This is a genomic window from Bradyrhizobium sp. STM 3566 (assembly GCF_045571445.1).
GTDB classification, from domain to species: Bacteria; Pseudomonadota; Alphaproteobacteria; order Rhizobiales; family Xanthobacteraceae; genus Bradyrhizobium; species Bradyrhizobium vignae.
Map to the genome: position 1 here is coordinate 69,432 of NZ_CP120692.1, position 22,063 is coordinate 91,494.

At 66.4% G+C, this 22,063-nt stretch carries 16 protein-coding genes; 10 read left to right on the plus strand and 6 right to left on the minus strand.

Features of this window, described 5'->3' with window-relative positions:
- Window positions 1-46: 46 nt before the first annotated feature.
- The 10 genes from coaBC to P6U27_RS00360 all read left to right on the plus strand — a co-directional run bounded on the left by coaBC (window position 47) and on the right by P6U27_RS00360 (window position 15,949).
- Window positions 47-1,498, plus strand: coding sequence for a bifunctional phosphopantothenoylcysteine decarboxylase/phosphopantothenate--cysteine ligase CoaBC (coaBC, locus tag P6U27_RS00315; RefSeq protein WP_129142358.1), 1,452 nt, complete (start codon window positions 47-49; stop codon window positions 1,496-1,498).
- Window positions 1,495-1,953 (plus strand): dUTP diphosphatase, encoded by a 459-nt coding sequence (gene dut, locus P6U27_RS00320; RefSeq protein ID WP_129142359.1) that lies wholly within the window; start codon window positions 1,495-1,497, stop codon window positions 1,951-1,953. The genes coaBC and dut overlap by 4 nt, the downstream gene beginning before the upstream one ends.
- Before the next feature lie 275 nt (window positions 1,954-2,228).
- Window positions 2,229-4,733, plus strand: a complete 2,505-nt coding sequence (locus P6U27_RS00325; protein WP_129142360.1) for a PAS domain-containing sensor histidine kinase — start codon at window positions 2,229-2,231, stop codon at window positions 4,731-4,733.
- A complete protein-coding gene (tsaE, locus tag P6U27_RS00330) occupies window positions 4,730-6,262 on the plus strand; it encodes a tRNA (adenosine(37)-N6)-threonylcarbamoyltransferase complex ATPase subunit type 1 TsaE (RefSeq protein WP_129142361.1) in 1,533 nt (510 codons plus the stop codon). Before P6U27_RS00325 ends, tsaE begins: the two co-directional genes overlap by 4 nt.
- Window positions 6,263-6,349: 87 nt before the next feature.
- Window positions 6,350-6,667 carry a PilZ domain-containing protein gene (locus tag P6U27_RS00335; RefSeq protein ID WP_122400158.1) on the plus strand — a complete coding sequence of 106 codons (318 nt, stop codon included), beginning with the start codon at window positions 6,350-6,352 and terminating at the stop codon, window positions 6,665-6,667.
- A gap of 119 nt (window positions 6,668-6,786) precedes the next feature.
- Complete coding sequence (locus P6U27_RS00340; protein WP_129142362.1) at window positions 6,787-7,509, plus strand: nucleotidyltransferase family protein; 723 nt, start codon at window positions 6,787-6,789, stop codon at window positions 7,507-7,509.
- Window positions 7,510-7,756: 247 nt separating this feature from the next.
- Window positions 7,757-10,903 carry a double-strand break repair protein AddB gene (gene addB, locus P6U27_RS00345; protein WP_407193553.1) on the plus strand — a complete coding sequence of 1,049 codons (3,147 nt, stop codon included), beginning with the start codon at window positions 7,757-7,759 and terminating at the stop codon, window positions 10,901-10,903.
- Window positions 10,897-14,406, plus strand: coding sequence for a double-strand break repair helicase AddA (gene addA, locus P6U27_RS00350; RefSeq protein ID WP_164936722.1), 3,510 nt, complete (start codon window positions 10,897-10,899; stop codon window positions 14,404-14,406). Before addB ends, addA begins: the two co-directional genes overlap by 7 nt.
- A gap of 70 nt (window positions 14,407-14,476) precedes the next feature.
- A complete protein-coding gene (gene trxA, locus P6U27_RS00355) occupies window positions 14,477-14,797 on the plus strand; it encodes a thioredoxin (protein ID WP_074121876.1) in 321 nt (106 codons plus the stop codon).
- 144 nt (window positions 14,798-14,941) lie between these two features.
- Window positions 14,942-15,949: an ATP-dependent DNA ligase gene (locus P6U27_RS00360; protein WP_129142390.1), complete on the plus strand. Its 1,008-nt coding sequence runs from the start codon at window positions 14,942-14,944 to the stop codon at window positions 15,947-15,949.
- A 72-nt stretch (window positions 15,950-16,021) separates the two neighbouring features.
- Here the strand turns inward: P6U27_RS00360 and P6U27_RS00365 are convergent, their stop codons facing one another.
- The 6 genes from P6U27_RS00365 to P6U27_RS00390 all read right to left on the minus strand — a co-directional run bounded on the left by P6U27_RS00365 (window position 16,022) and on the right by P6U27_RS00390 (window position 22,028).
- Window positions 16,022-16,762: a metallophosphoesterase gene (locus tag P6U27_RS00365; protein ID WP_129142391.1), complete on the minus strand. Its 741-nt coding sequence runs from the start codon at window positions 16,760-16,762 to the stop codon at window positions 16,022-16,024.
- Window positions 16,763-16,919: 157 nt separating this feature from the next.
- Window positions 16,920-18,263, minus strand: a complete 1,344-nt coding sequence (locus P6U27_RS00370; protein ID WP_407193554.1) for a bifunctional folylpolyglutamate synthase/dihydrofolate synthase — start codon at window positions 18,261-18,263, stop codon at window positions 16,920-16,922.
- Window positions 18,260-19,201 carry an acetyl-CoA carboxylase, carboxyltransferase subunit beta gene (gene accD, locus P6U27_RS00375; RefSeq protein WP_122400164.1) on the minus strand — a complete coding sequence of 314 codons (942 nt, stop codon included), beginning with the start codon at window positions 19,199-19,201 and terminating at the stop codon, window positions 18,260-18,262. The genes P6U27_RS00370 and accD overlap by 4 nt, the downstream gene beginning before the upstream one ends.
- Window positions 19,202-19,312: 111 nt before the next feature.
- Window positions 19,313-20,149: a tryptophan synthase subunit alpha gene (trpA, locus tag P6U27_RS00380; protein WP_129142366.1), complete on the minus strand. Its 837-nt coding sequence runs from the start codon at window positions 20,147-20,149 to the stop codon at window positions 19,313-19,315.
- Window positions 20,146-21,360, minus strand: coding sequence for a tryptophan synthase subunit beta (trpB, locus tag P6U27_RS00385; protein WP_129142367.1), 1,215 nt, complete (start codon window positions 21,358-21,360; stop codon window positions 20,146-20,148). The genes trpA and trpB overlap by 4 nt, the downstream gene beginning before the upstream one ends.
- Complete coding sequence (locus P6U27_RS00390) at window positions 21,357-22,028, minus strand: phosphoribosylanthranilate isomerase (protein WP_129142368.1); 672 nt, start codon at window positions 22,026-22,028, stop codon at window positions 21,357-21,359. The genes trpB and P6U27_RS00390 overlap by 4 nt, the downstream gene beginning before the upstream one ends.
- Between the last annotated feature and the right edge of the window lie 35 nt (window positions 22,029-22,063).

The window sequence follows — 22,063 nt, forward strand, 5'->3', positions numbered from 1 at the left end:
ATCACGCGGATGATAGCATCGCTATCATTTCGTGCTGGAGAGCGTCATGGCAAGCCTGACCATCCGCAAGCTCGACGACGCCGTCAAAACCTATTTGCGGCTGCGCTCGGCCAGGAACCGCAGGTCGGTCGAGGAAGAGGTCCGGGTCATCCTGAGGGAGCTGATCGAGGGCCGCGAGGAGCCGCTGACGCCGTTTTCGGCGCCGCCCGCTCCATCTACCGCCCCGACGCCCCAGCGCACCGGTGCCCTCCCTGAGGCCAGCGTCACCCTGATCATCGGCGGCGGGATCGCGGCCTATAAGTCGCTCGACCTGATCAGAAGACTCAAGGAGCGCCGCATCGAGGTCCGCTGCGTGCTGACCAAGGCGGCGCAGCAATTCGTGACGCCGCTGGCGGTGAGCGCACTCTCCCATGAGCGCGTCTATACCGACCTGTTCGACCCGCAGAGCGAGTTCGACGCCGGCCACATTCGCCTGGCGCGCGACTGCGACCTGATCGTGGTGGCGCCGGCGACGGCTGACCTGTTGGCGAAGATTTCGAACGGCCATGCCGACGATCTCGCCAGCGCCATCCTGCTCGCCACCAATCGAAAAATCCTGCTGGCGCCGGCGATGAATCCGCTGATGTGGAGCAACGCGGCGACGCGGCGCAACGTCGCGCAGCTCCAGCGCGACGGCGTGGCGCTGATCGGCCCGAACTCGGGTGAGATGGCCGAAGCCGGCGAAGCCGGTGTCGGTCGTATGTCGGAAGCCATCGAGATCGCCAACGCCGCCGAACGGCTGCTGCGACCGCCCATGCCGAAGCCGCTCGCCGGCAAGCGCGTGCTGATCACCGCAGGCCCCACGCACGAGCCGATCGATCCGGTGCGCTACATCGCCAATCGTTCCTCCGGCAAGCAGGGCTTTGCCATTGCAGCCGCCGCACAGGCCGCGGGCGCTGACGTGATGCTGGTGAGCGGCCCGGTCGATCTCGACGATCCCGCTGGTGTCACCGTCAAGCATGTGGAATCCGCGCGACAAATGCTGGAGCAGGTGCAGGCCGCGCTGCCCGCCGACGTCGCGATCTTCGCCGCTGCGGTCGCCGACTGGCGCGTCGCCAATGAGGGCGAGCAGAAGCTGAAGAAGACCGCGGCCGGCATGCCACAGCTTCAACTGGTCGAGAACCCCGACATTCTCGCCACGATCTCGAAGCTGACCGACAAGCGCCCGCCGCTGGTGATCGGCTTTGCCGCCGAGACCGAGCATCTCATCGAGAACGCCAAGGCAAAATTCGCGCGCAAGGGCTGCGACTGGATCGTCGCCAACGACGTTTCGCCCGCCACCGGTGTGATGGGCGGCGACCGCAACACGGTCCACCTCCTCAGCCGCAAGAACGGCGCGAAGGACGGCGAGATTGCAGTTGATTCCTGGCCGGTGATGACCAAGGAACAGGTCGCCATCGAACTGGTCGCGCACATCGCCAGAATCGCGACCGATAAATCCCGGGAGCCGGCATCTTGAGCACGAAGGTCACCGTCGAACTGCAACGCCTCGCCCATGCTGACGGCCTGGCGCTGCCGGCCTATCAGACCAGCGAGGCCGCCGGCCTCGACCTGATGGCAGCCGTTCCGGACAGCGAGCCGCTGACGCTCGCACCTAGCCAATATGCGCTGGTGCCGACGGGCCTGGCGATCGCCCTGCCGCCCGGCTACGAGGCGCAGGTGCGGCCGCGCTCCGGGCTGGCGGCCAAGCACGGCGTCACCGTGTTGAACTCGCCGGGAACCATCGACGCCGACTACCGCGGCGAGATCAAGGTGATCCTGATCAATCACGGCGCGGCGTCCTTCGTGATCAAGCGCGGCGAACGTATCGCCCAGATGGTGATCGCGCCCGTGGTGCAGGCCGTCCTGGTTCCGGTGGCCACCTTGTCGGCGACCGATCGCGGCGCCGGCGGCTTTGGTTCCACCGGCCGTTAGCGTCTTACTTCTCTCGTTTGCAAGCGGGAGAGGGAACGCCCCCGCTCGCGTGGCGATCTCGCCCAAATCTTCATTGCCGCTAACATACGACAGCTCCTGCCGAATCACCCGAAGAATTACGTGACTCCAGAACCGCGTGCCCCCGGCATTTTTGTGGGGCCGCTTTGCGTTCACGATCTGGACTCTTACCGGTGGAGTCGCGGTGAGGGTATTGTCTCTTGATTCGCGCGCGACGGGGGTCGCCGCGCGTAGATTCGTGCGGTCTTGGGGCAACTATGTCAGGCGTGATCGTGTCGATGCGTCGGACGCTGCTGTCGTGCACATCGCTGGCGCGCAACGGCTTGGTGGGAGGCGCTTTCGCGGCGCTACTGTCGGCTGCGCCGGCCAAGGCCGCCGATGTCGTCGACACCCTCTCCATCATGCTGGATTTCAACCGGCAGGAACTCGCGGTGCTCGCCACCGCGCTGGCTTTGCTCGGTTTCTCCGTGGTGGCCGCGATCCTGCTGATGCGCACGCGGGTGCGCACGGCGAACAACGAGGCGCGGCTGCGCACCCGGATCGGGGAACTGCAACTCCAGGCCGACCGCTTCGGCGCGCTGCTGTTCGCCGAGCCGCAGATCCTGATCTCCTGGCCGGCCGGGGACAATCGCGCCCAGATTTCCGGCGACATCTCGATGGTGCTGCCGCGCGACGCCTCGCCGCAGCGCGTGCTGGCGTTCGGAACCTGGCTGCCGCCGGAACCCGCGCTGCAGATGGACCATGCGGTCGATGCGCTGCGCGACCGCGGCGACGGGTTCCAGCTGACGCTGACAACGGCGCACGGCCACACGCTGGAGGCTATCGGTCGTGCCATCGGCGGCCAGGCCATTGTCCGGATTCGTGAACTTTCCGGACTGCGGCGTGAACTGGCCGAAACCAATCTGCGTTACAACGCGCTCTGCTACGAGACCGAGATGCTGCGCGGCTTTGCCGCCGCCGCACCCTGGCCGATCTGGGCCAAGGGCGCGAACGGCGCGCTGACCTACGCCAATCCGGCCTATGTCCGGGCCACCGAGGCGACCAGCGTCACCGATGCCCAGGAGCGGAAGCTCGAGCTGCTCGACAGCGCCGACCGCAGTGCGATGGAGCGGGGGCTGAAGGACACGGCCAATTTCACGTCGCGGCTGCCGATCGTGATCGGCGGCGAGCGGCGCATCTACGACGTGCGGGCCGTCAATGTCGGCAGCGGCAGCGTCGGCGTCGCCATCGATGCCAGCGAGGCGGATGCGCTGAGCGCGGCGCTGGTGCGCATGGCGGAGGCGCATCGCCGCACGCTGGACCAGCTCTCCTCCGGCGTCGCCGTGTTCGACGGCCACCGGCGCCTTGCCTTCTACAACGATTCCTACCGGCGGCTGTGGGACCTCGACCGCAACTTCCTCGACGCCAATCCCGACGATTCCAGCATACTCGACCAGCTCCGCGCCGCGCGCAAATTGCCGGAGCAGCCGGACTTCCGCGCCTGGAAAGCCAAGCTGCACGAAGCCTATCGCGCGGTCGAAACCGCCAAGGACACCTGGTTCCTGCCTGACGGCCGCGCGCTCTCGGTCGTCACCACGCCGAACCCGGAAGGTGGCGTCACCTATCTGTTCGACGACGTCACCGAGAGCCTCGACCTCGCCCGCCGCTTCGACGGCCTGATCCGGGTCCAGCGCGAGACGCTGGACAGCCTCGCCGAGGGCGTCGCGGTGTTCGGCAGCAACGGCAAGGCGCAGCTATTCAATCCGGCCTTCGTCCGGATGTGGAAGCTGTCGAGCGACGCCATGCGCGACGAACCGCATATCCAGACGGTGGAAGGCTGGTGCCATCAGCTGTTCGACGACCCCGTGGTCTGGCGCCAGATCCGCGAGGCCATCACCTCGATCGAGAACCGCGCCGACGTGCCGCTGAAGCTGGAGCGCAAGGACGGCAGCGTGCTCGACGGCATGATCCGGCCGCTGCCCGACGGCGCCACCATGCTGACGTTCCAGGACATTACCGATACCGAGAATGTCGAGCGCGCGCTGCGCGAGCGTAACGAGGCGCTGGAAGCCGCCGACCAGATGAAGGTGGATTTCGTCCACCACGTCTCCTACGAGCTGCGCTCGCCGCTCACCACCATCATCGGCTTCGCGCATTTCCTCAGCGATCCCTCGACCGGGCCGCTGACGCCGAAACAGGCCGAGTATCTCGACTACGTCACAAAGTCGACCAACGCACTGCTCGCGCTCACCAATAACATCCTGGATCTCGCCACCATCGACGCCGGTGCGATGAAGCTGGAACTCGGGCAAGTCGATGTCAGCAAGGCCATCGAGCTCGCCGCCGAGGGCATCCAGGACCGGCTCGCCACCGACCGCATCCGCCTCAAGGTCGAGATCGCGCCCGATGTCGGCAGCTTCATCGGCGACGAGAAGCGCGTGGTGCAGGTGCTCTATAACCTCCTCGCCAACGCCGTCGGGTTTTCTCCACAGGATTCCACCGTCGGAATCAGCGCCCGGCGCACCGAACGCAGCGTGGTCTTCACCGTGACAGATTCCGGACCTGGAATACCTGCCGACATGAAGGACAAGGTGTTCAACTGGTTCGAAAGCCGCTCGCAGGGCTCGCGTCACCGCGGCGCCGGGCTCGGCCTGTCGCTGGTGCGCTCCTTCGTCGAGCTGCATGGCGGCAAGGTGCGGGTGGATTCGATCGTCGGCCGGGGCACGGTCGTGATCTGCGACTTCCCGACCGACCAGGCGGCGCACCGCGACGCCGCAGAATGACAGCGCCCAGCACATTCTCCGTCGCGCTTCACAACGAGACGGCCACTGCCCAGCTGATGGCCGATCTCGCGCTGCTGGTCGGATCCGGCGATGTCATAACCCTCACCGGCGATCTCGGCGCCGGCAAGACGGCTGCCGCACGCGCGCTGATCCGCTACCTCGCCGGCGACGAGGTGCTGGAAGTGCCGAGCCCGACCTTCACCCTGGTGCAGGGCTACGAGCTGCCGCCCTTCCCGGTGCTGCATGCCGACCTCTACCGCGTCGAGGACGAGAGCGAGCTCGAGGAGATCGGGCTGTCGCCGCTGCCGGACGCCACGCTGGTTCTGATCGAATGGCCGGAGCGTGCGCCGTCGGCCATGCCCGCGGATCGGATCGACATCGCACTGACGCACCGGCCGGCACTGGGCTCGAATGCGCGCGCCGCCGACATCACCGGTCATGGCAAGTGCGCCGCGCAGGTCGCGCGGCTGAAGGCGCTGCGCGAATTCCTCGACGCATCCGGCTATATCGACGCGACGCGACGGCGTATGAATGGCGACGCCTCGACGCGTTCCTATGCCCGGCTGCTGCGCGACGACGAGATCGTCATCCTCATGAATTTTCCGCAGCGGCCCGACGGCGCGGCCCTCTACAATGGAAAATCTTACAGTGCCGCCGTGCACCTCGCCGAAAATGTAAGGCCGTTCGTCGCGATCGACGAAGGCCTGCGCGCGCAGGGAATCTCCGCGCCCGCGATCCATCATTCCGATCTGGACCACGGCTTCCTGATCACCGAAGACTTCGGCGGCGAAGGCGTGATCGAAGGCGATCCGCCGCGCCCGATCGCCGAGCGCTACGAGGCCGCCACCGATGTGCTGGCGATGCTGCACGGCAGAGCCTTGCCGGAGACGCTGCCGCTGGACGGGCAGACCTACGAGATCCCCCTTTTCGACATCGAGGCGCTGCTGACCGAGATCGGATTGATGCCGGAATGGTATCTGCCTGACCGCAACGCGCCGCTGAGCGAAGCAGCGCGCACCGAGTTTTTCGCGATGTGGCGCGAGCTGCTGAAGAAGCCGCTGGCGGCGCCGCGGACGTGGATCATCCGCGACTATCACTCGCCGAACCTGATCTGGCTCGGCAATCGCAGCGGTATCGAACGTGTCGGCGTGATCGATTTCCAGGACACCGTGCTCGGTCCGCAATCCTACGACGTGGTGTCGCTGCTGCAGGATGCCCGCATCGACGTGCCGGAGACGCTCGAGCTGACGCTGCTGTCGCGCTACATCAAATCGCGGCGCGCGCAGGACACCAGCTTCGACGCCGCCGGCTTCGCCGAGCTCTATGCAATCATGTCGGCGCAGCGGAATACGCGCCTGCTCGGCACCTTCGCCCGGCTCAACCGCCGCGACGGCAAGCCGCATTATCTGCGCCATCAGCCGCGGATCTGGACCTATCTCCAGCGCTCGCTGGCACATCCCGCGCTCGGCGCTTTGCGCGACTGGTATCTCGCCAACGTGCCGCCGCCCCAACGCCCGCCACAAGCCTGATCCGGGCTCGATTTACCGCCTGTTAGCCAAGACTCCGCTATTCTGGCGGAGAGACAGCCGGATAAATACGGGGCTGGAGCGAGGCAGATGGCGGCGAAAGCGGATCAGCGCGTCAACAACCGGGTTGTTTTCGAACGCGGGATTCCGGCCCAGATGATGGGAATCGACGGCACCTGGCGGCGCGAGTGCACCATGGAGGACGTCTCCGAGACCGGCGCCAAGCTGACCATCGACGGTTCGGTCGAGGGCCTGCACCTGAAGGAATTCTTTCTCCTGCTGTCGTCCACCGGCTTGGCGTACCGGCGCTGCGAACTCGCCTGGGTCAATGGCGACCAGATCGGCGTCAATTTCCTCAAGCTCGGCGACAAAAAGAAAAAGGTCCGTTCCGCGACCGTTGGGGCGTAACGGCAACACCCGTCGTACAACCGTCACGGCGAGTGGTTAAGGCGGTTCAGATGCGGTGCGGCTGATCGAACCTCGTGCTAGGATTTGCTGCGAACGCGAGAGGTCTGAGAAAGCGAAGGATGTCCGTCAAACCGACCAAAGCCATGGTGCTCGCTGCGGGCTTCGGCCTGCGCATGCGTCCGCTGACGGACAAGATGCCGAAGCCGATGGTGCCGGTGGCGGGCCAGCCGCTGCTCGACCACGTGCTCGACAAGCTCGGTCAGGCGGGCGTGACCGAAGCAGTGGTCAACGTGCACTATCTGCCGGACCAGATCATCAACCACACCGCATCACGTCAATCTCCGCGCGTGATCATCTCCGACGAGCGCGACCAGGTGCTCGGCACCGGCGGCGGCGTGGTCAAGGCGCTGCCGCTGCTCGGCGACGCGCCGTTCTTCCACGTCAATTCCGACACGCTGTGGATCGATGGCGTGCGCTCCAATCTGACGCGGCTGGCTGAAAATTTCGACCCGGCGCGCATGGATATCCTGCTGCTGATGGCGCCGACCGCGACCAGCATTGGCTATAGCGGCCGCGGCGATTACGGCATGCTGCCCGACGGCGCCCTGCGCAAGCGCAAGGAAAAAGAGGTCGTTCCGTTCGTCTATGCCGGCGCGGCGATCATGTCGCCGTCGATCTTCGCCGATGCCCCCAAGGGCGAGTTCTCGCTGACCAAAATGTTCGACCGCGCCAACGAGCAGGAGCGGCTGTTCGGCCTTCGCCTCGACGGCGTCTGGATGCATGTCGGCACACCCGATGCCGTGCATGCGGCGGAAGAGGCGTTCCTGGAGAGCGTGGCGTAGGTCCGCTCTCGTGTCCCGGACGCGGTAGCGGCACAAGGTGCCGCTCCGCAGAGCCGGGACCCAGTCCATCCTCACTTGCGGAACGAAGTAATCTGGGCCCCGGCTCAACAGCGCATCACTACGTGCTGCGCTGCGTCCGGGCCACGAGAGCGGATGTGTAGCAAACAGCGGGGAAAGACCTCACATGCACCCATGACCGTTCGAGTCCGCCTGCCTATATTGCCCCGATTCCCGAATCAGGCAGCCCATGCGCGTTTTCAGCGTTCCCATCTCAGTTCCGTTCCTGCGCACGGTCGTCACGGCCCTGCTCGACGGCCGGCTGGTCGAGGGATTCGAGGCGCGCAAGGAACCGGCGCGGCTGGCCGACGCCACGCTCTATCTGCCGACGAGGCGCGCCATGCGCGTCGTGCGCGAGATCTTCCTCGACGAGATGAAGGCAGATGCCGTGGTGCTGCCGCGCATCGTCGCGCTCGGCGACATCGATGAGGACGAGCTCGCTTTCGCCGACGAGGACGAGCAGTTCTCGACCGCCGCCCCGCTCGACATTCCACCGCGGCTCGGCGAGCTGGAGCGGTGGCTGACGCTGGCGCAGCTCGTCGCGGCCTGGGCCAAGGGCCCGGTGCTGGCGCCGCTGGTGGTCGGCGGCCCCGCCTCGACGCTGGCACTTGCCGGCGACCTCGCGCGTCTGATCGATGACATGGTGACGCGCGGCGTCGACTGGAGCGCGCTCGACGCTCTGGTGCCTGACAACCTCGATCGCTATTGGCAGCACTCGCTCGAATTCCTGCGCATCGCGCGCATCGCCTGGCCCAATCATCTCGCCGAGATCAACCGCATCGAGCCCGCGGCGCGGCGCGATCTCCTGATCGCTGCGGAAGCGAGGCGCTTGACCGCGCATCCGAACGGGCCGGTGATCGCGGCCGGCTCGACCGGCTCGATGCCGGCCACCGCAAAGTTCCTGCATGCGGTCGCCGCGCTGCCGCATGGTGCGGTGGTGCTGCCGGGCCTCGACACCGATCTCGATGACGACGCCTGGCGCAGCATCGGCGGCGTGCGCGATTCGCTCGGCAAGTTCGCCGAGCATCCGGCCTCGAACCATCCGCAATATGCCATGCACGCCCTGCTGCAGCGCTTGGGCATCAAGCGCAGCGACGTCGAGATTCTTCAGCCGCCGGCGGAAGGCGGCCGCGACCTGCTCGCGTCGGAGTCGATGCGGCCGTCGGCCAAGACGGAAGTCTGGCACGACCGGCTGAAGCAGCCCGAAGTCGCCGCAAAGATCGCGGGCGGCATGAGAAATCTCGCAGTCGTCGAGGCTCCCAATCCCGAGATGGAAGCCCTCGCGATCGCGATTGCGATGCGTGAGGCGCGGCATCTCGACAAATCCGCGGCGCTGGTGACGCCGGATCGCGCTTTGGCGCGGCGGGTGATGGCGGCGCTGACGCGATGGGATCTCGCCTTCGACGATTCCGGCGGCGACGTCTTGATGGAAACCTCGGCCGGCGTTTTTGCGCGCCTTGCCGCAGAGGCCGCGACCGAGGGCCTGGAGCCGCCGACATTGCTCGCGATGCTGAAGCATCCGCTGTGCCGGCTCGGCCGTGCGCCCGGCGCGTGGAGAGCGGCGATCGAAGGCCTGGAGCTGGCGGTGCTGCGCGGCACGTGCCCACCGCCGGGCACAGCCGGCCTCTTGCGCGAGTTCAACCGCTTTCGCGACGAGCTGGCAAAGCTGTGGCGCAGCGAGCTCTCCGCGCTCCACAAGGCCGAGCCCCGAGCACGTCTCAAGGCCGAGGATCTCGATCGCATCCAGGCGCTGATCAGTGCTTTGCAGAAGGCACTGGCGCCGATCGAGAGCCTTCCGACGTCGAAGCCATATGATTTCGCCGAGCTCGCGCACCGGCATCGCGAGATCATGATCGAGCTGTCGCGCGACGAGCTGGGCATTCCGCTCGCCTTCGAGGAGCGCGAAGGCCTCGCGCTCGCCAGCGTCCTCGACGATCTCCTGCGCGGCGGCACGACCAGCGGATTGATGGTGCCGCTGCCTGACTATCCAGACGTGTTCCAGACCGCCTTCGGTGACCGCGCGGTACGTCGTCGCGACAGGCCGGGCGCACGCTTGCAGATCTACGGCCCGCTGGAATCGCGCCTGATGCAGGCCGACCGCATCATCATCGGCGGCCTGATCGAAGGCGTCTGGCCGCCGGCGCCGCGCATCGATCCCTGGCTCAGCCGGCCGATGCGGCACGAGCTCGGGCTCGATCTGCCGGAGCGCCGCATCGGCCTTTCCGCACATGACTTCGCGCAGCTGCTCGGCGGCGACGAGGTGATCCTCACCCATTCGGCGAAGGCCGGCGGCGCGCCGGCGGTGGCCTCGCGCTTCCTGCATCGATTGGAAGCGGTTGCCGGCGACGAGCTCTGGAAGGCGGCCGTTCGCGCCGGCGAGAAATACGTGCAGTTCGCAGGCGCGCTGGACCAGCCCGACGAAGTCAGGCCGATCAAGCAGCCCGAGCCGCGCCCGCCGCGCGCGACGCGGCCGCTGAAAATGTCCGTGACCGCGATCGAGGACTGGCTGCGCGATCCCTACACGATCTACGCCAAATACATTTTGCGGCTCGATGCGCTCGACCCCGTCGACATGCCGCTGTCGGCCGCCGACCGCGGCTCGGCGATCCACGAGGCAATCGGCGAATTCACGGAAACCTATGCAACGCGCCTGCCCGACGATCCCGCGCGCGTGCTGCGCACGATTGGCGAGAAGCATTTTGCGCCGCTGATGGAGCGGCCCGAGGCCCGCGCGTTGTGGTGGCCGCGCTTTCAGCGCATCGCGCGCTGGTTCGGCGAATGGGAGACGGCACGGCGCGATGCAATCGAGGCGATCGTCGCGGAGACCCATGGCGAGATCTCGATCATGCTTGATCATCAGCGCAGCTTCCGTCTCTCCGCGCGCGCCGACCGCATCGAGCGGCGCCAGGGCGGCAGCTACGCCATCCTCGACTACAAGACCGGCCAGCCGCCGACCGGCAAGCAGGTCCGCATGGGCCTGTCGCCGCAGCTCACGCTGGAAGCCGCGATCCTGCGCGAGGGCGGTTTTCCCGATATCGATGCCGGCTCCTCCGTGAGCCAGCTCGTCTATGTCCGGCTCAGCGGCAACAATCCGCCGGGCGAGGAGCGTATCCTAGAGCTCAAGTATAAGCAGGGCGACGAGCCGCAGCCGCCGGATACCGCAGCCGCGGAGGCGCGCGCCAAGCTGGAAGCGCTGATCCGGTCCTTCGAGGACGAGAACCAGCCCTACACCTCGCTGAACCTGCCGATGTGGGCGAACCGCTACGGCACTTATGACGACCTCGCCCGGATCAAGGAATGGTCCGCGGCCGGCGGCCTGGGAATCGAGGAATGGTGAAGCTGCCACGTCCCATCCCCGACGAGGTGCGCGCGCGGCAGGCGCGTGCGTCCGATCCGACTGCGTCGGCCTTCGTGTCGGCCAATGCCGGCTCGGGCAAGACCCACGTGCTGGTGCAGCGCGTGATCCGCCTGCTGCTGTCGGGCGTGCCGCCCGAGAAGATTCTCTGCATCACCTTCACCAAAGCCGCCGCCGCCAACATGGCTGAGCGCGTGTTCACCACGCTCGGGCACTGGGTGACGCTGGATGATGATGCGCTCAAGAAGGCGATTGTCGCTGTCGGCATCCCGCACCCGAGCGCGAAGCTGTGCCGCGAAGCGCGAAAACTGTTCGCCTGTGCGCTGGAGACGCCGGGCGGGCTGAAAGTGCAGACCATCCACGCGCTGTGCACGCGCCTGCTCCAGCAGTTCCCGTTCGAGGCCAACGTGCCGGCGCGCTTTGCCGTGCTCGATGAGCGCGACCAGACCGACATGATGGAGCGCGCCAATCTGAAGGTGCTGCTGGACGCCGCGCGAGATCCTGACAGCGTCACCGGCCGCGCGCTGCTGACGGCGATGGCGAGCGCCGCCGATGTCACCTTCAAGGAGGTCGTGCGCGAGGCGTGTCTCAGCCGTGATCATTTCATGGCCTGGACCGACGAGGCCGGCAACGCGGAAGCCGCTGCGGCGCAGATGGCTGCGGTGCTGGGCGTTGACGTCAGCGAGCGCATCGAGGACGTCGAGACCGACATTCTGGATGGCCCGTTCCTGCCGCGCTCGCGCTGGGACGAGATCGCATTCGCGCTGGAGGATGGCAGCAAATCCGACAATGACCAGGCTGGCCGGCTCCGCGAGGCGAAGGTGTTTTCCGGCAGCGCTCAGGTCGACGCCTATCTCTGCGTCTTCCTCACCGACGACAAGCTGCCGCGCAAGGCGGTGCTTACCAAGAAGTTTTGCGACCAGAATCCGTCCGTCGCCCGCCTGTTCGAGGCCGAGGCGCAGCGGCTCGGTGGGTTGATCGAAAAGCGTCGCGCCGTGACGATTCGCGACCGCACCGCGGCCCTGCTGCAGATCGCGACCGCCGCTGCCGCGAACTACCGGCGCGAGAAGCAGGAGCGCGGGCTGCTCGATTATGATGATCTGATCGACAAGACGCTGGCGATGCTGGATCGCGTCGCCTCAGGCTGGGTGCATTACAAGCTCGACCGCGGCGTCGATCACGTGCTGATTGACGAGGCGCAAGATACCAGCCCTCGGCAATGGGACATCGTCGCGCACATCATCTCCGAATTCACCGCCGGCGAAGGCGCGCGCGAAGGGCTGAACCGCACCATCTTCGCCGTCGGCGACGAGAAGCAATCGATCTTCTCGTTCCAGGGCGCGGCTCCGCACGAGTTCGACGCGCGCCGGCGCGAGTTGCACCGCAAGTTCACCGCGGCCGGGCTGAAGTTCGATCCGGTCGCCTTCACCTATTCGTTCCGTTCGGGCGCGACGATCCTGCATTCGGTCGATCACGTCTTCCGTGACCCCGCGATCTACAAGAGCATTCATTCGGTCGAGATCGGCCATCCCCTGCACAACGCGCTCGCCGATGCCGGTCCGAGCGTGATCGAGTTGTGGGATCTCGCTGAAGCCGACGACAGGCAAGACATCGAGGGCTGGCGCGCGCCGTTCGACGGCGTCGCCGTCACCAGCCCCGAGGTCAAGCTTGCGCGCCGCATCCAGGCCGAGATCAAGCGGCTGGTCGAGAGCGGCACGCTGACGGGGCACGAGGGTGAACGTCGCCCCCTGCGTTATGGAGACATGCTGATCCTGGTGCGCCGGCGCGGTAACGCGTTCGACGCCGTGATCCAGGCGCTGAAGCACGCCGGCATTCCGGTCGCCGGCGCCGACCGGCTCAAGCTCACCGAGCACATCGCCATTATCGATCTGATGAACCTTGCGGATGCGCTGCTGCTGCCGCAGGACGATCTCGCGCTGGCGGTGGCGCTGAAGAGTCCGCTATTCGGGCTCGATGACGACGATTTGTTCCAGCTTGCCTGGGACCGCAAGGGATCCTTGCGCCGCGCGCTCGGCGAGCATGCAGGCACAAGCGGTAAGTTCGCCGCCGCGCTGCGGCGCCTTGAAGCCTGCGAGATTCGTGCGCGCGAGGAGACGCCGTTCGCCTTCTACGCCTGGCTGTTAGGGGGCGACGGGGGCCGTGCCCGCATCCTGCGCCGGCTCGGCCATGAAGCCAATGACGCGCTCGACGAATTCCTGGAGCTGGCGCTGAACTACGAGCGCAAGGCGCCGGCCTCGCTGCAGGGCTTCATGGCCTGGCTGCGCTCGGCCGACACCGAGGTGAAGCGCGACATGGAGATCTCGCGCGACGAGGTGCGCGTGATGACCGTGCACGGGGCCAAGGGCCTGGAGGCGTCCGTCGTGTTCATGGTCGACACCACGTCGTCGCCGGCGGACTCGCAGCGGCTGCGGCTGATCCAGGTGCCGCGTGGCAACGGCGGTGAGATCGTGGTCTGGGCCGGCCGCAAGGCAGACGATCCCAAGCCTGTCGCCGAGGCGCGCAAAACCATGATCGAGGAGACCGAGGACGAGTACCGCCGCCTGCTCTATGTCGCGATGACACGCGCGGCGGACCGGCTGATCGTCGGCGGCTGCATGCCCGGCAACATGAAGACGGTGCGCAAGCTGAGCTGGTACGACCTCATCGGCACCGGGCTCGCCGGCTCGGGCCTCGACAAGCAGGTGATCGAGACGCCGCTCGGCAAGGTCACCCGCTTCGCTCGGCCGGAGGATGTCGCGGCCCTGGGCACGCCCGCGACGTCGGTGCAGCAGACCATCGCGTTGCCGGACTGGCTGCGAACACCGGCTCCGCGCGAGACCATCGACGACGATCCCGTGCGACCCTCGGGCCAGTCAGCCGAAGAGGGCCGCAGCGTACGGTCAGGCGAATCAATCCAGTCGCGCGCGCTGGCGCTGCAGCGCGGCACGCTGGTGCACCGTCTGCTGCAATCCCTGCCCGACATCGCCATTGAGCGCCGGCGCGAGGCCGCGCTCGGTTTCATGGCGCGCAACGCCTCGGACTGGCCGGAGGCCGACCGCACCGCACTGGCCGACAAGGTGCTCACCTTGATCACTGACCCGCGTTTCGGCCCGGTGTTTGCCGCCGGCAGCCGGGCGGAGGTCGCCATCGCCGGCCGGCTGGAGCGGCCGGGCCGCACCCCGGCCCTGGTGTCGGGGCAGATCGATCGGCTGGTCGTGGGCCCCGATGAGGTCCTGATCGTCGATTTCAAGACCAACCAGGCGGCTCCCAAGAGCGCGGCTGAGGCGCCCGCCGCCTATGTCCGCCAGCTTGCGCTGTACCGGGCGGTGCTGACGCGGCTTTACCCCCAAAAGCCCATCCGCGCCGTGCTGCTCTGGACCGAGGCCCTTGAATATATGGAGATTTCGGCCCCCGCGCTGGACGCGGCGCTGTCATCCCTTCATCTCGATGTGAGCGTCCTTGACCCGGCAAGGAGCCGTTCATAGGTTGACCGCATGATCCCGGCCGCGATTCCGGGTCGCGCCGATTCTCTTTCAACCGAGTGAGGTATTCCCAATGGCCGTTAGCAAGGTTTCCGACGCCGATTTCGAAACCGAAGTGCTCAAGGCGAACGGCCCCGTGGTCGTCGATTTCTGGGCCGAATGGTGCGGCCCCTGCCGCATGATCGCGCCCGCTCTCGACGAGATCGCCGGTGCGATGGGCGACAAGGTCAAGATCGTGAAGCTCAACGTCGACGAGAGCCCGAAGACCGCGTCGAAGTACGGTGTGATGTCGATCCCGACCCTGATGATCTTCAAGGGTGGCGAAATGGCCTCGCGTCAGGTCGGCGCCGCGCCGAAGGCGAAGCTGCAGCAGTGGATCACCTCCGCGGTCTGATCCGCGCTGCATCCATTTATTTTCGACAACGGCCGGCGAAATGCCGGCCGTTTGCGTTGATGGGACATGTTCCGCGTGTGACGAGTCCCGCCCTTGCCAGCCTCTCCCCGAAAGCGCGATCGAAGATCGTCCCCTCTCGTTGCGATGGAGGCGCGCTCGGTCGACGAGATCCCGCGCGGCAAGCAATGGCAATACGAACCCAAGTGGGACGGCTTCCGCTGCCTGCTGTCGCGCGACGGCAGCAGCGTCGATCTGCGCTCGAAGTCTGGTGAGGATCTTGCGCGCTATTTTCCTGAGATCGTTGCCGCTGCGCTGAAGTTGAAGGCAGATCGCTTCACGCTCGACGGCGAGATCGTCGTGCCGCACCGAAAGAGCTTTTCCTTCGACGCGCTCCTGCAGCGCATTCATCCGGCTGCGAGCCGCGTGAAGAAGCTCTCGGAAGAAACACCGGCGCTCTATCTTGTGTTCGATTTGCTCGCGACGTCCCGGCAGAAAGATCTGGCCAAGAGGACGCTGCACGAGCGCCGGCCGGCGCTGGAGACGTTTGCGAAAGCCAACCTCGAGGGCAGCATCTTCCGGCTCTCACCGGCAACGGCCAGCTACGCCACGGCCAAAAAATGGTTGGCGCAATCCGGCGGCGGCTCGGACGGCGTCATCGCCAAGCGCATCGACCTGCCCTACCAGGCCGGCACGCGCGATGGCATGCAGAAGATCAAGAAATTCCGCAGCGCCGATTGCGTGGTCGGCGGCTTCCGCTATGCCAACAACAAGATGGCCGGCCGGAAAGTCGTCGGCTCGCTGCTGCTCGGTCTCTACGACGACAAGGGTCTGCTGCACCATGTCGGCTTCACCTCCGCGATCAAGGCTGAGGAGAAGCCAGCCTTGACCGGTCGGCTCGAAGCATTGATTGGCGAGCCGGGCTTCACCGGCAATGCGCCGGGCGGACCGAGCCGCTGGTCGACCGAGCGCTCGGCCAAATGGTGCCCGCTGAAGCCGAAGCTGGTGATCGAGGTCTGCTACGACCATTTCAGCGGCGAGCGTTTTCGCCACGGCACCTCGATCCTGCGCTGGCGCCCGGACAAGGCGCCGAGGCAATGCACATTTGAACAGCTGAAGCAGAAGGCGGCCGAGCCGATGAAGCTGCTCGGGTGAGGTTCGCTCTCGCGTCCCGGACTAGGTGCAGCGTGCAAGCGATGCACCGCAGAGCCGGGACACGAGGCATGACTACGCAATCCATCCCGTCGCGAGCGCGTTCGCCAGTTCAGGCTGCCCATTGCGACGGGCCAGCGCCGCCATGGCCTCGTGATCATACGCGATGTGGCGGAACGTGACCTGCCAAACACCGCTCACCAACTCGAGGATCGCATAACGCGCGTGCGGCGTGCCGGCTTCGACGACATGCGGGAATGGATGCTTGTCGCGAAAACCAGGACTGCCGACGCTGCCGGGATTGACGATCAGCCGGCCATCGCGCAAGCGCACGGCACGGGCGAGATGAGTGTGGGCGCAGAGAATCAGCGATTGCGTGATGCCTTCCGCGAATTGCTCGATCCGGTCAAGCTGCGACAGCGCCACCGCGCCGTCCGCATGCACGGTGTCGAGCCAGTACACCTCGTCGCTGCCGGGCGTCGCGTGGCAGAGGAAGACCCTGTCTCGGAACACGCGCGTCATCGGTTGCACGCGCAGCCAGTCGAGTTGTGCGGCATTGAGCTGTGCATGAGCCGGGCGATCCCACGAGCCCATCTTCTCGGGTGGGCGGTCGAGCAGATAGCGGTCGTGATTGCCGCGCACGTGCACGGCGTCGAGCGTCATCAGGATCTCGATGGTTCGGCGCGCATCGAGCGGACCGCTCAGCATGTCGCCGAGATTGACGATGTCTGTGATCCCCAGCGCGTGGATGTCGGCGAGCACGGCTTCGAGCGCGAGGTAGTTTCCGTGGATATCGGCAATCGCGGCGAAACGCATCGTTGTGCTCCCCACTCTCCTGCTCCGGACCGAGCGCAGCGCGCAGTGGTGCTGCTGAGCCGGGCCCATGCTGCGGCGTTCTGAATCCCGGATCAGCGCTCCGCCCTGGACAACGCTACGCGTTGCCAAGAGCTGCGCTTGTCCGGGACACGGAAACTCATGCAGGAGGCGTGCCGTTGATCGCCAGCACGTGGCCGGCGAGATACAGCGAGCCCGTGATCAGGATGCGCGGCGGCACCTCGTAGGCGAGTTTCGCCAAGGCGCGCAGGGCGGCCTCGATGCAGGGCGCGGGCTCGACGCGCATGCCGAGGCTGCGCGCGGCATCCGCAAGGCAGTCGACCGGCATCGCGTTCTCGATATCGGGAATCGGCACTGCGATGATGTGCCGGGTGAGACCGGCGAAGTTGGCGAGAAAGCCTTGCGCGTCCTTGTTGGCCATCATGCCCGCGATCACGACCAGCGGCCGCGACACGCGCTCCTCGAGATCGCCGAGCGCGGCGGCCGCAACGCGCCCGCCTTCGGCATTGTGGCCGCCGTCGAGCCAGATCTCCGAGCCCTGCGGACCCCAGGACTGCAGCTCACCCGAGGTGAGGCGCTGCATCCGCGCCGGCCATTCGGCGCCGACGATGCCGGCCTCGAACGCGGCGTGAGGGATCTTGAAGGTCGGAATCGCGCGCAGAGTCGCGATCGCGAGCCCGGCGTTGGCGAATTGGTGGCGGCCGAACAGGCGCGGCGCCGGCAGATCCATCAAGCCGCGATCGTCGGAAAAGACCAGTCGCCCGCGCTCGACATTGACGTGCCAGCTCTCGTTTGCGGCAAACAGCGGCGCACGCATTCGCTTCGCCTGCGCTTCGATCACGGCCATCGCCTCCGGCATCTGCTCGGCGCAAGTCACGGGCACGCCGCGCTTGATGATCGCGGCCTTCTCGCCGGCAATCGACGCCAACGTATCGCCGAGAAAATCCACGTGATCCATGCTGACCGGCGTGATCACGCAGGCCGCCGGCGCATCGATCACGTTGGTCGAATCGAGCCGGCCGCCGAGGCCGACTTCGAGCAGCACCACGTCGGCCGGATTCTGCGCGAACAGCACGAAAGCGGCGGCGGTCTTCAGCTCGAAGACGGTCGCGGCCTCGCCGGCATTGACGCGCTCGACCTCTTCCAGTGCAGCGCGCAGTTCGTCGTCACCGACGAGCACGCCGCCGCCCACGCGGCCGAGCCGGAAGCATTCGTTGATGCGGACGAGATAGGGAGAGGTGTAGGCGTGAACCCGCAAGCCCGCAGCTTCCAGCGTCGCGCGCAGATAAGCGAGCGTCGAGCCCTTGCCGTTGGTGCCGGCGATATGGATCACCGGAGGCAGCTTGCGTTCGGGATGACCGAGCCGTTCGAGCAGGCGGTGCATCCGCTCCAGCCCGAGATCGATGCGCTTCTGATGCAGGGCCGACAGCCGCCCGATCAATTCACCGAGCGGTGTCTTTGCAGTGTCAGGGGAGGCGTTCACGCGTGCGGCGCGGCCGGCGCCGTCTCGGCGGCCGATACGATCTGCGCCGGACTCGTCACCGGCTGCGCCGGCTTCGAAGCGCCTTCCTGCGCCGGCGCCTTGGTCAGCAGGCGGCAGAGCCGGGCGAGGGTCGGGCGCAGCTCGTGACGGTGCACGACCATGTCGACCATGCCGTGCTCCTTGAGGTACTCGGCGCGCTGGAAACCCTCGGGCAGCTTCTCGCGGATGGTCTGCTCGATCACGCGCGCGCCGGCAAAGCCGATCAGCGCGCCGGGCTCGGCGATCTGCACATCGCCCAGCATCGCGTAGGACGCGGTGACGCCGCCGGTCGTGGGATTGGTCAGCACGACGATGTAGGGCAGTTTCGCCTCGCGCAGCATCTGCACCGCCACGGTGGTGCGCGGCATCTGCATCAGCGAGAGGATACCCTCCTGCATGCGCGCGCCGCCCGATGCGGCGAACACGATGAACGGCGACTTCTTCTCGACAGCGAGCTCCATGCCGCGCACGATGGCTTCGCCCGCGGCCATGCCGAGCGAGCCGCCCATGAAGTCGAAATCCTGCACGGCAACGACGACGGCAGCGCCTTCGAGCTTGCCGTAGCCGACCTTGACCGCGTCATTCAGATTGGTCCGCGCCCGCGCGTCCTTGATACGATCGGCATATTTCTTCTCGTCGCGGAACTTGAGCGGGTCGGGCGTGACCTCGGGCAACGCGACATCGAACCAGGTCTCGTTGTCGAAGATCGACTTCAACCGGGCCACCGCGCCCATGCGCATGTGGTAGTTCGAGCCGGGAATGACGAACTGATTGGCCTCGACGTCCTTGTAGAACACGAGCTGTCCGGAATCCGGGCACTTGATCCAAAGATTCTCCGGCGTCTCCCGCCGCAGCATGTTGCGGATCTTCGGCCGGACCACGTTGGTAAGCCAGTTCATGGTTTGCTCCGATGTGCGATCCCGCCTCGCGGATCGCCTGAAGGGTTATATGGCGCCCGGGCCTCTCCCCGGCAAGCCGCCGTGCCGCCCGCTCCAAAGCGGAATTATGGCCTATTCCGCCGCCTGCTGTGCGCCCTTGACGCCCTGGGCCAGGGCCGCCGTCAATTCGGCGACGGCATTAACGGTTTTGGCGGTCGCCCGCCCCTCGGCATCGAGGCTGTTCTTGAGCGCGTCGACCAGCGCGGTCCCGACCACCGAGCCATCGGCCTTCTCGGCAATGGCGCGCGCGGCCTCCGGGGTGCGGATGCCGAAACCGACGCAGATCGGCAAGCCGGTATGCCGCTTGATGCGCGCGACAGCTTCGCCGACGGCATTGGCGTCCGCCGCCGCCGCACCGGTGATGCCAGCGATCGAGACGTAATAGACAAAGCCTGACGTGTTCGCGAGCACCGCGGGCAGGCGCTTATCGTCGGTGGTCGGGGTCGCCAGGCGAATGAAGTTCAGCCCCGCCTTCAGCGCGGGAATGCAGAGCTCGTCATCTTCCTCCGGCGGCAGATCCACGATGATCAAGCCATCGACGCCTGACGTCTTGGCATCAGCCAGAAACTTGTCGACGCCGTAGATGTAGATGGGATTGTAGTAGCCCATCAGCACCAGCGGCGTGACATTGTCGCCCTTGCGGAAGTCGCGCACCAGCTCCAGCGTCTTCTTCAGGGTCATGCCGACCTTGAGCGCGCGCAGGCCTGCAGCCTGGATCGAGGGACCATCCGCCATCGGATCGGTGAAGGGAATGCCGAGCTCGATGACGTCGGCGCCGGACTTCGGCAGCGCCTTGACGATCTCGAGCGAGGTCGCAGGATCGGGATCGCCTGCCATCACATAGGTGACGAAGGCCGCGCGGCCTTGGCGTTTCAGCTCGGCAAAACGGGTGTCGATACGCGTGGTCACTTCTTGCCCCTCAGGATGTCGCCGACCTGCGGAACGTCCTTGTCGCCGCGGCCGGAGAGATTGACGACCATCAGGTGATCTTTAGGCCGCTTCGGCGCGAGCTCCATCACCTTGGCGATGGCATGCGCCGGCTCGAGCGCGGGGATGATGCCTTCGAGCTTTGACAGCAGCTGGAATGCGGCGAGTGCCTCATCATCGGTCGCGGAGAGATAGTTCACGCGGCCGACCTCGTGCAGCCAGGAATGCTCGGGGCCGATGCCGGGATAGTCGAGGCCGGCCGAGATCGAGTGCGCGTCCTGGATCTGGCCGTCGGCATCCATCAAGAGATAAGTGCGGTTGCCGTGGAGCACGCCGGGACGGCCACCCGCGATCGAGGCCGCGTGCAGCTGCGTCAATCCGTGGCCAGCGGCTTCGACGCCGAAGATCTCGACGCTGGGATCATCGAGGAACGGATGGAACAGGCCCATCGCGTTGGAGCCGCCGCCGATGCAGGCGACCAGCGAATCCGGCAGGCGGCCTTCGATCTCCTGCATCTGCGCCTTGGTCTCGTTGCCGATGACCGACTGGAAGTCGCGCACCAGGGTCGGGTAGGGATGCGGACCCGCCACCGTGCCGATGCAGTAGAACGTGTTGTGCACGTTGGTGACCCAGTCGCGCAGCGCCTCGTTCATGGCATCCTTCAGCGTGCGCGTACCCGACTGCACCGGAAACACCTTTGCGCCCAGCATTTCCATCCGGATGACATTGGGCTGCTGCCGCTCGACGTCGACGGCGCCCATATAGACCACGCATTCCAGGCCAAAGCGCGCGCACAGCGTTGCGGTGGCGACGCCGTGCTGGCCCGCACCGGTCTCGGCGATGATGCGCTTCTTGCCCATGCGCCGTGCCAGCATGATCTGGCCGAGCACGTTGTTCACCTTGTGCGAGCCGGTGTGGTTGAGCTCCTCGCGCTTGAGGTAGATTTTTGCGCCGCCGAGATGCTCGGTGAGGCGCTCGGCGAAATAGAGTGGTGAGGGCCGGCCGACATAGTTCTTGAGGTAGCCGTTCATCTCGGCCTGGAAGGCCGGGTCGGCCTTGGCGGCGGTGTAGGCCTTCTCCAGATCGAGGATCAGCGGCATCAGCGTTTCGGCGACGAAGCGGCCACCGAAAATGCCGAAATGGCCGCGCTCGTCGGGGCCGCTGCGATAGGAATTCGGTTTGGCGATGTTCATCGGACGCTCAACTCTTGACTTGCATCTTGGGTGGCGCGCGCGGCGCGGATGAAGGCCTGGATCATCTCGGGATCCTTGATGCCGGGGGCGCTCTCGACGCCCGAGGACACATCGACGCCGCCGGCGCCGGTGACACGGAGGGCTTCGGCCAGGTTATCGGCGTGCAGCCCGCCCGAGACCATGTAGGGCAGCTTCAGATCGAGATTTTCGAGCAGGTGCCAGTCGAACGGCTCTCCTAAGCCGCCGGGCCGCGTCGCGTCCTTCGGCGCACGCGCATCGAACAGGATGCGGTCGGCGACCGCGGCGTAGCCGGGCAGCACGGCGAGATCGGCTGCTGCTGCGACCGGCACCGCCTTCATCACGGGGCGGCCAAAGCGTTGCTTGATATCGCGCAGCCGAGCGACGCTTTCCTGGCCGTGGAGCTGGAAAATGTCCGGCGACAGCGCGTCCATGATGTTGTCGAGCGTGGCGTCGTCGGCATCGACCGTGAGCGCCACTTTGAGCGCGCGCTGCTTCACCAGGCGACCGAGGTCACGGCCAAGTTCCAGCGAGAGGTGCCGCGGCGACGGCGGAAAGAACACGAACCCTACCATGTCGGCGCCGGCATCGAGCGCCGTTTGAAGCGTCTCGCGCGTGGACAGGCCGCAGATCTTGACGAGCAGGGACATGATCTCAAAGCAAATGGAGGCCGCAAGGCGGCCGG

What these genes read in the sequence shown, in the direction of transcription:
- P6U27_RS00335 (WP_122400158.1), top strand. Translation starts at nt 6,350, where the DNA reads ATGGCGGCGAAAGCGGATCAGCGCGTCAACAACCGGGTTGTTTTCGAA.
- accD (WP_122400164.1), bottom strand. Translation starts at nt 19,201, where the DNA reads ATGAACTGGCTTACCAACGTGGTCCGGCCGAAGATCCGCAACATGCTG.
- addA (WP_164936722.1), top strand. Translation starts at nt 10,897, where the DNA reads ATGGTGAAGCTGCCACGTCCCATCCCCGACGAGGTGCGCGCGCGGCAG.
- trpB (WP_129142367.1), bottom strand. Translation starts at nt 21,360, where the DNA reads ATGAACATCGCCAAACCGAATTCCTATCGCAGCGGCCCCGACGAGCGC.
- P6U27_RS00360 (WP_129142390.1), top strand. Translation starts at nt 14,942, where the DNA reads ATGGAGGCGCGCTCGGTCGACGAGATCCCGCGCGGCAAGCAATGGCAA.
- P6U27_RS00325 (WP_129142360.1), top strand. Translation starts at nt 2,229, where the DNA reads ATGTCAGGCGTGATCGTGTCGATGCGTCGGACGCTGCTGTCGTGCACA.
- P6U27_RS00390 (WP_129142368.1), bottom strand. Translation starts at nt 22,028, where the DNA reads ATGTCCCTGCTCGTCAAGATCTGCGGCCTGTCCACGCGCGAGACGCTT.
- addB (WP_407193553.1), top strand. Translation starts at nt 7,757, where the DNA reads ATGCGCGTTTTCAGCGTTCCCATCTCAGTTCCGTTCCTGCGCACGGTC.
- trxA (WP_074121876.1), top strand. Translation starts at nt 14,477, where the DNA reads ATGGCCGTTAGCAAGGTTTCCGACGCCGATTTCGAAACCGAAGTGCTC.
- P6U27_RS00365 (WP_129142391.1), bottom strand. Translation starts at nt 16,762, where the DNA reads ATGCGTTTCGCCGCGATTGCCGATATCCACGGAAACTACCTCGCGCTC.
- P6U27_RS00340 (WP_129142362.1), top strand. Translation starts at nt 6,787, where the DNA reads ATGTCCGTCAAACCGACCAAAGCCATGGTGCTCGCTGCGGGCTTCGGC.
- tsaE (WP_129142361.1), top strand. Translation starts at nt 4,730, where the DNA reads ATGACAGCGCCCAGCACATTCTCCGTCGCGCTTCACAACGAGACGGCC.
- coaBC (WP_129142358.1), top strand. Translation starts at nt 47, where the DNA reads ATGGCAAGCCTGACCATCCGCAAGCTCGACGACGCCGTCAAAACCTAT.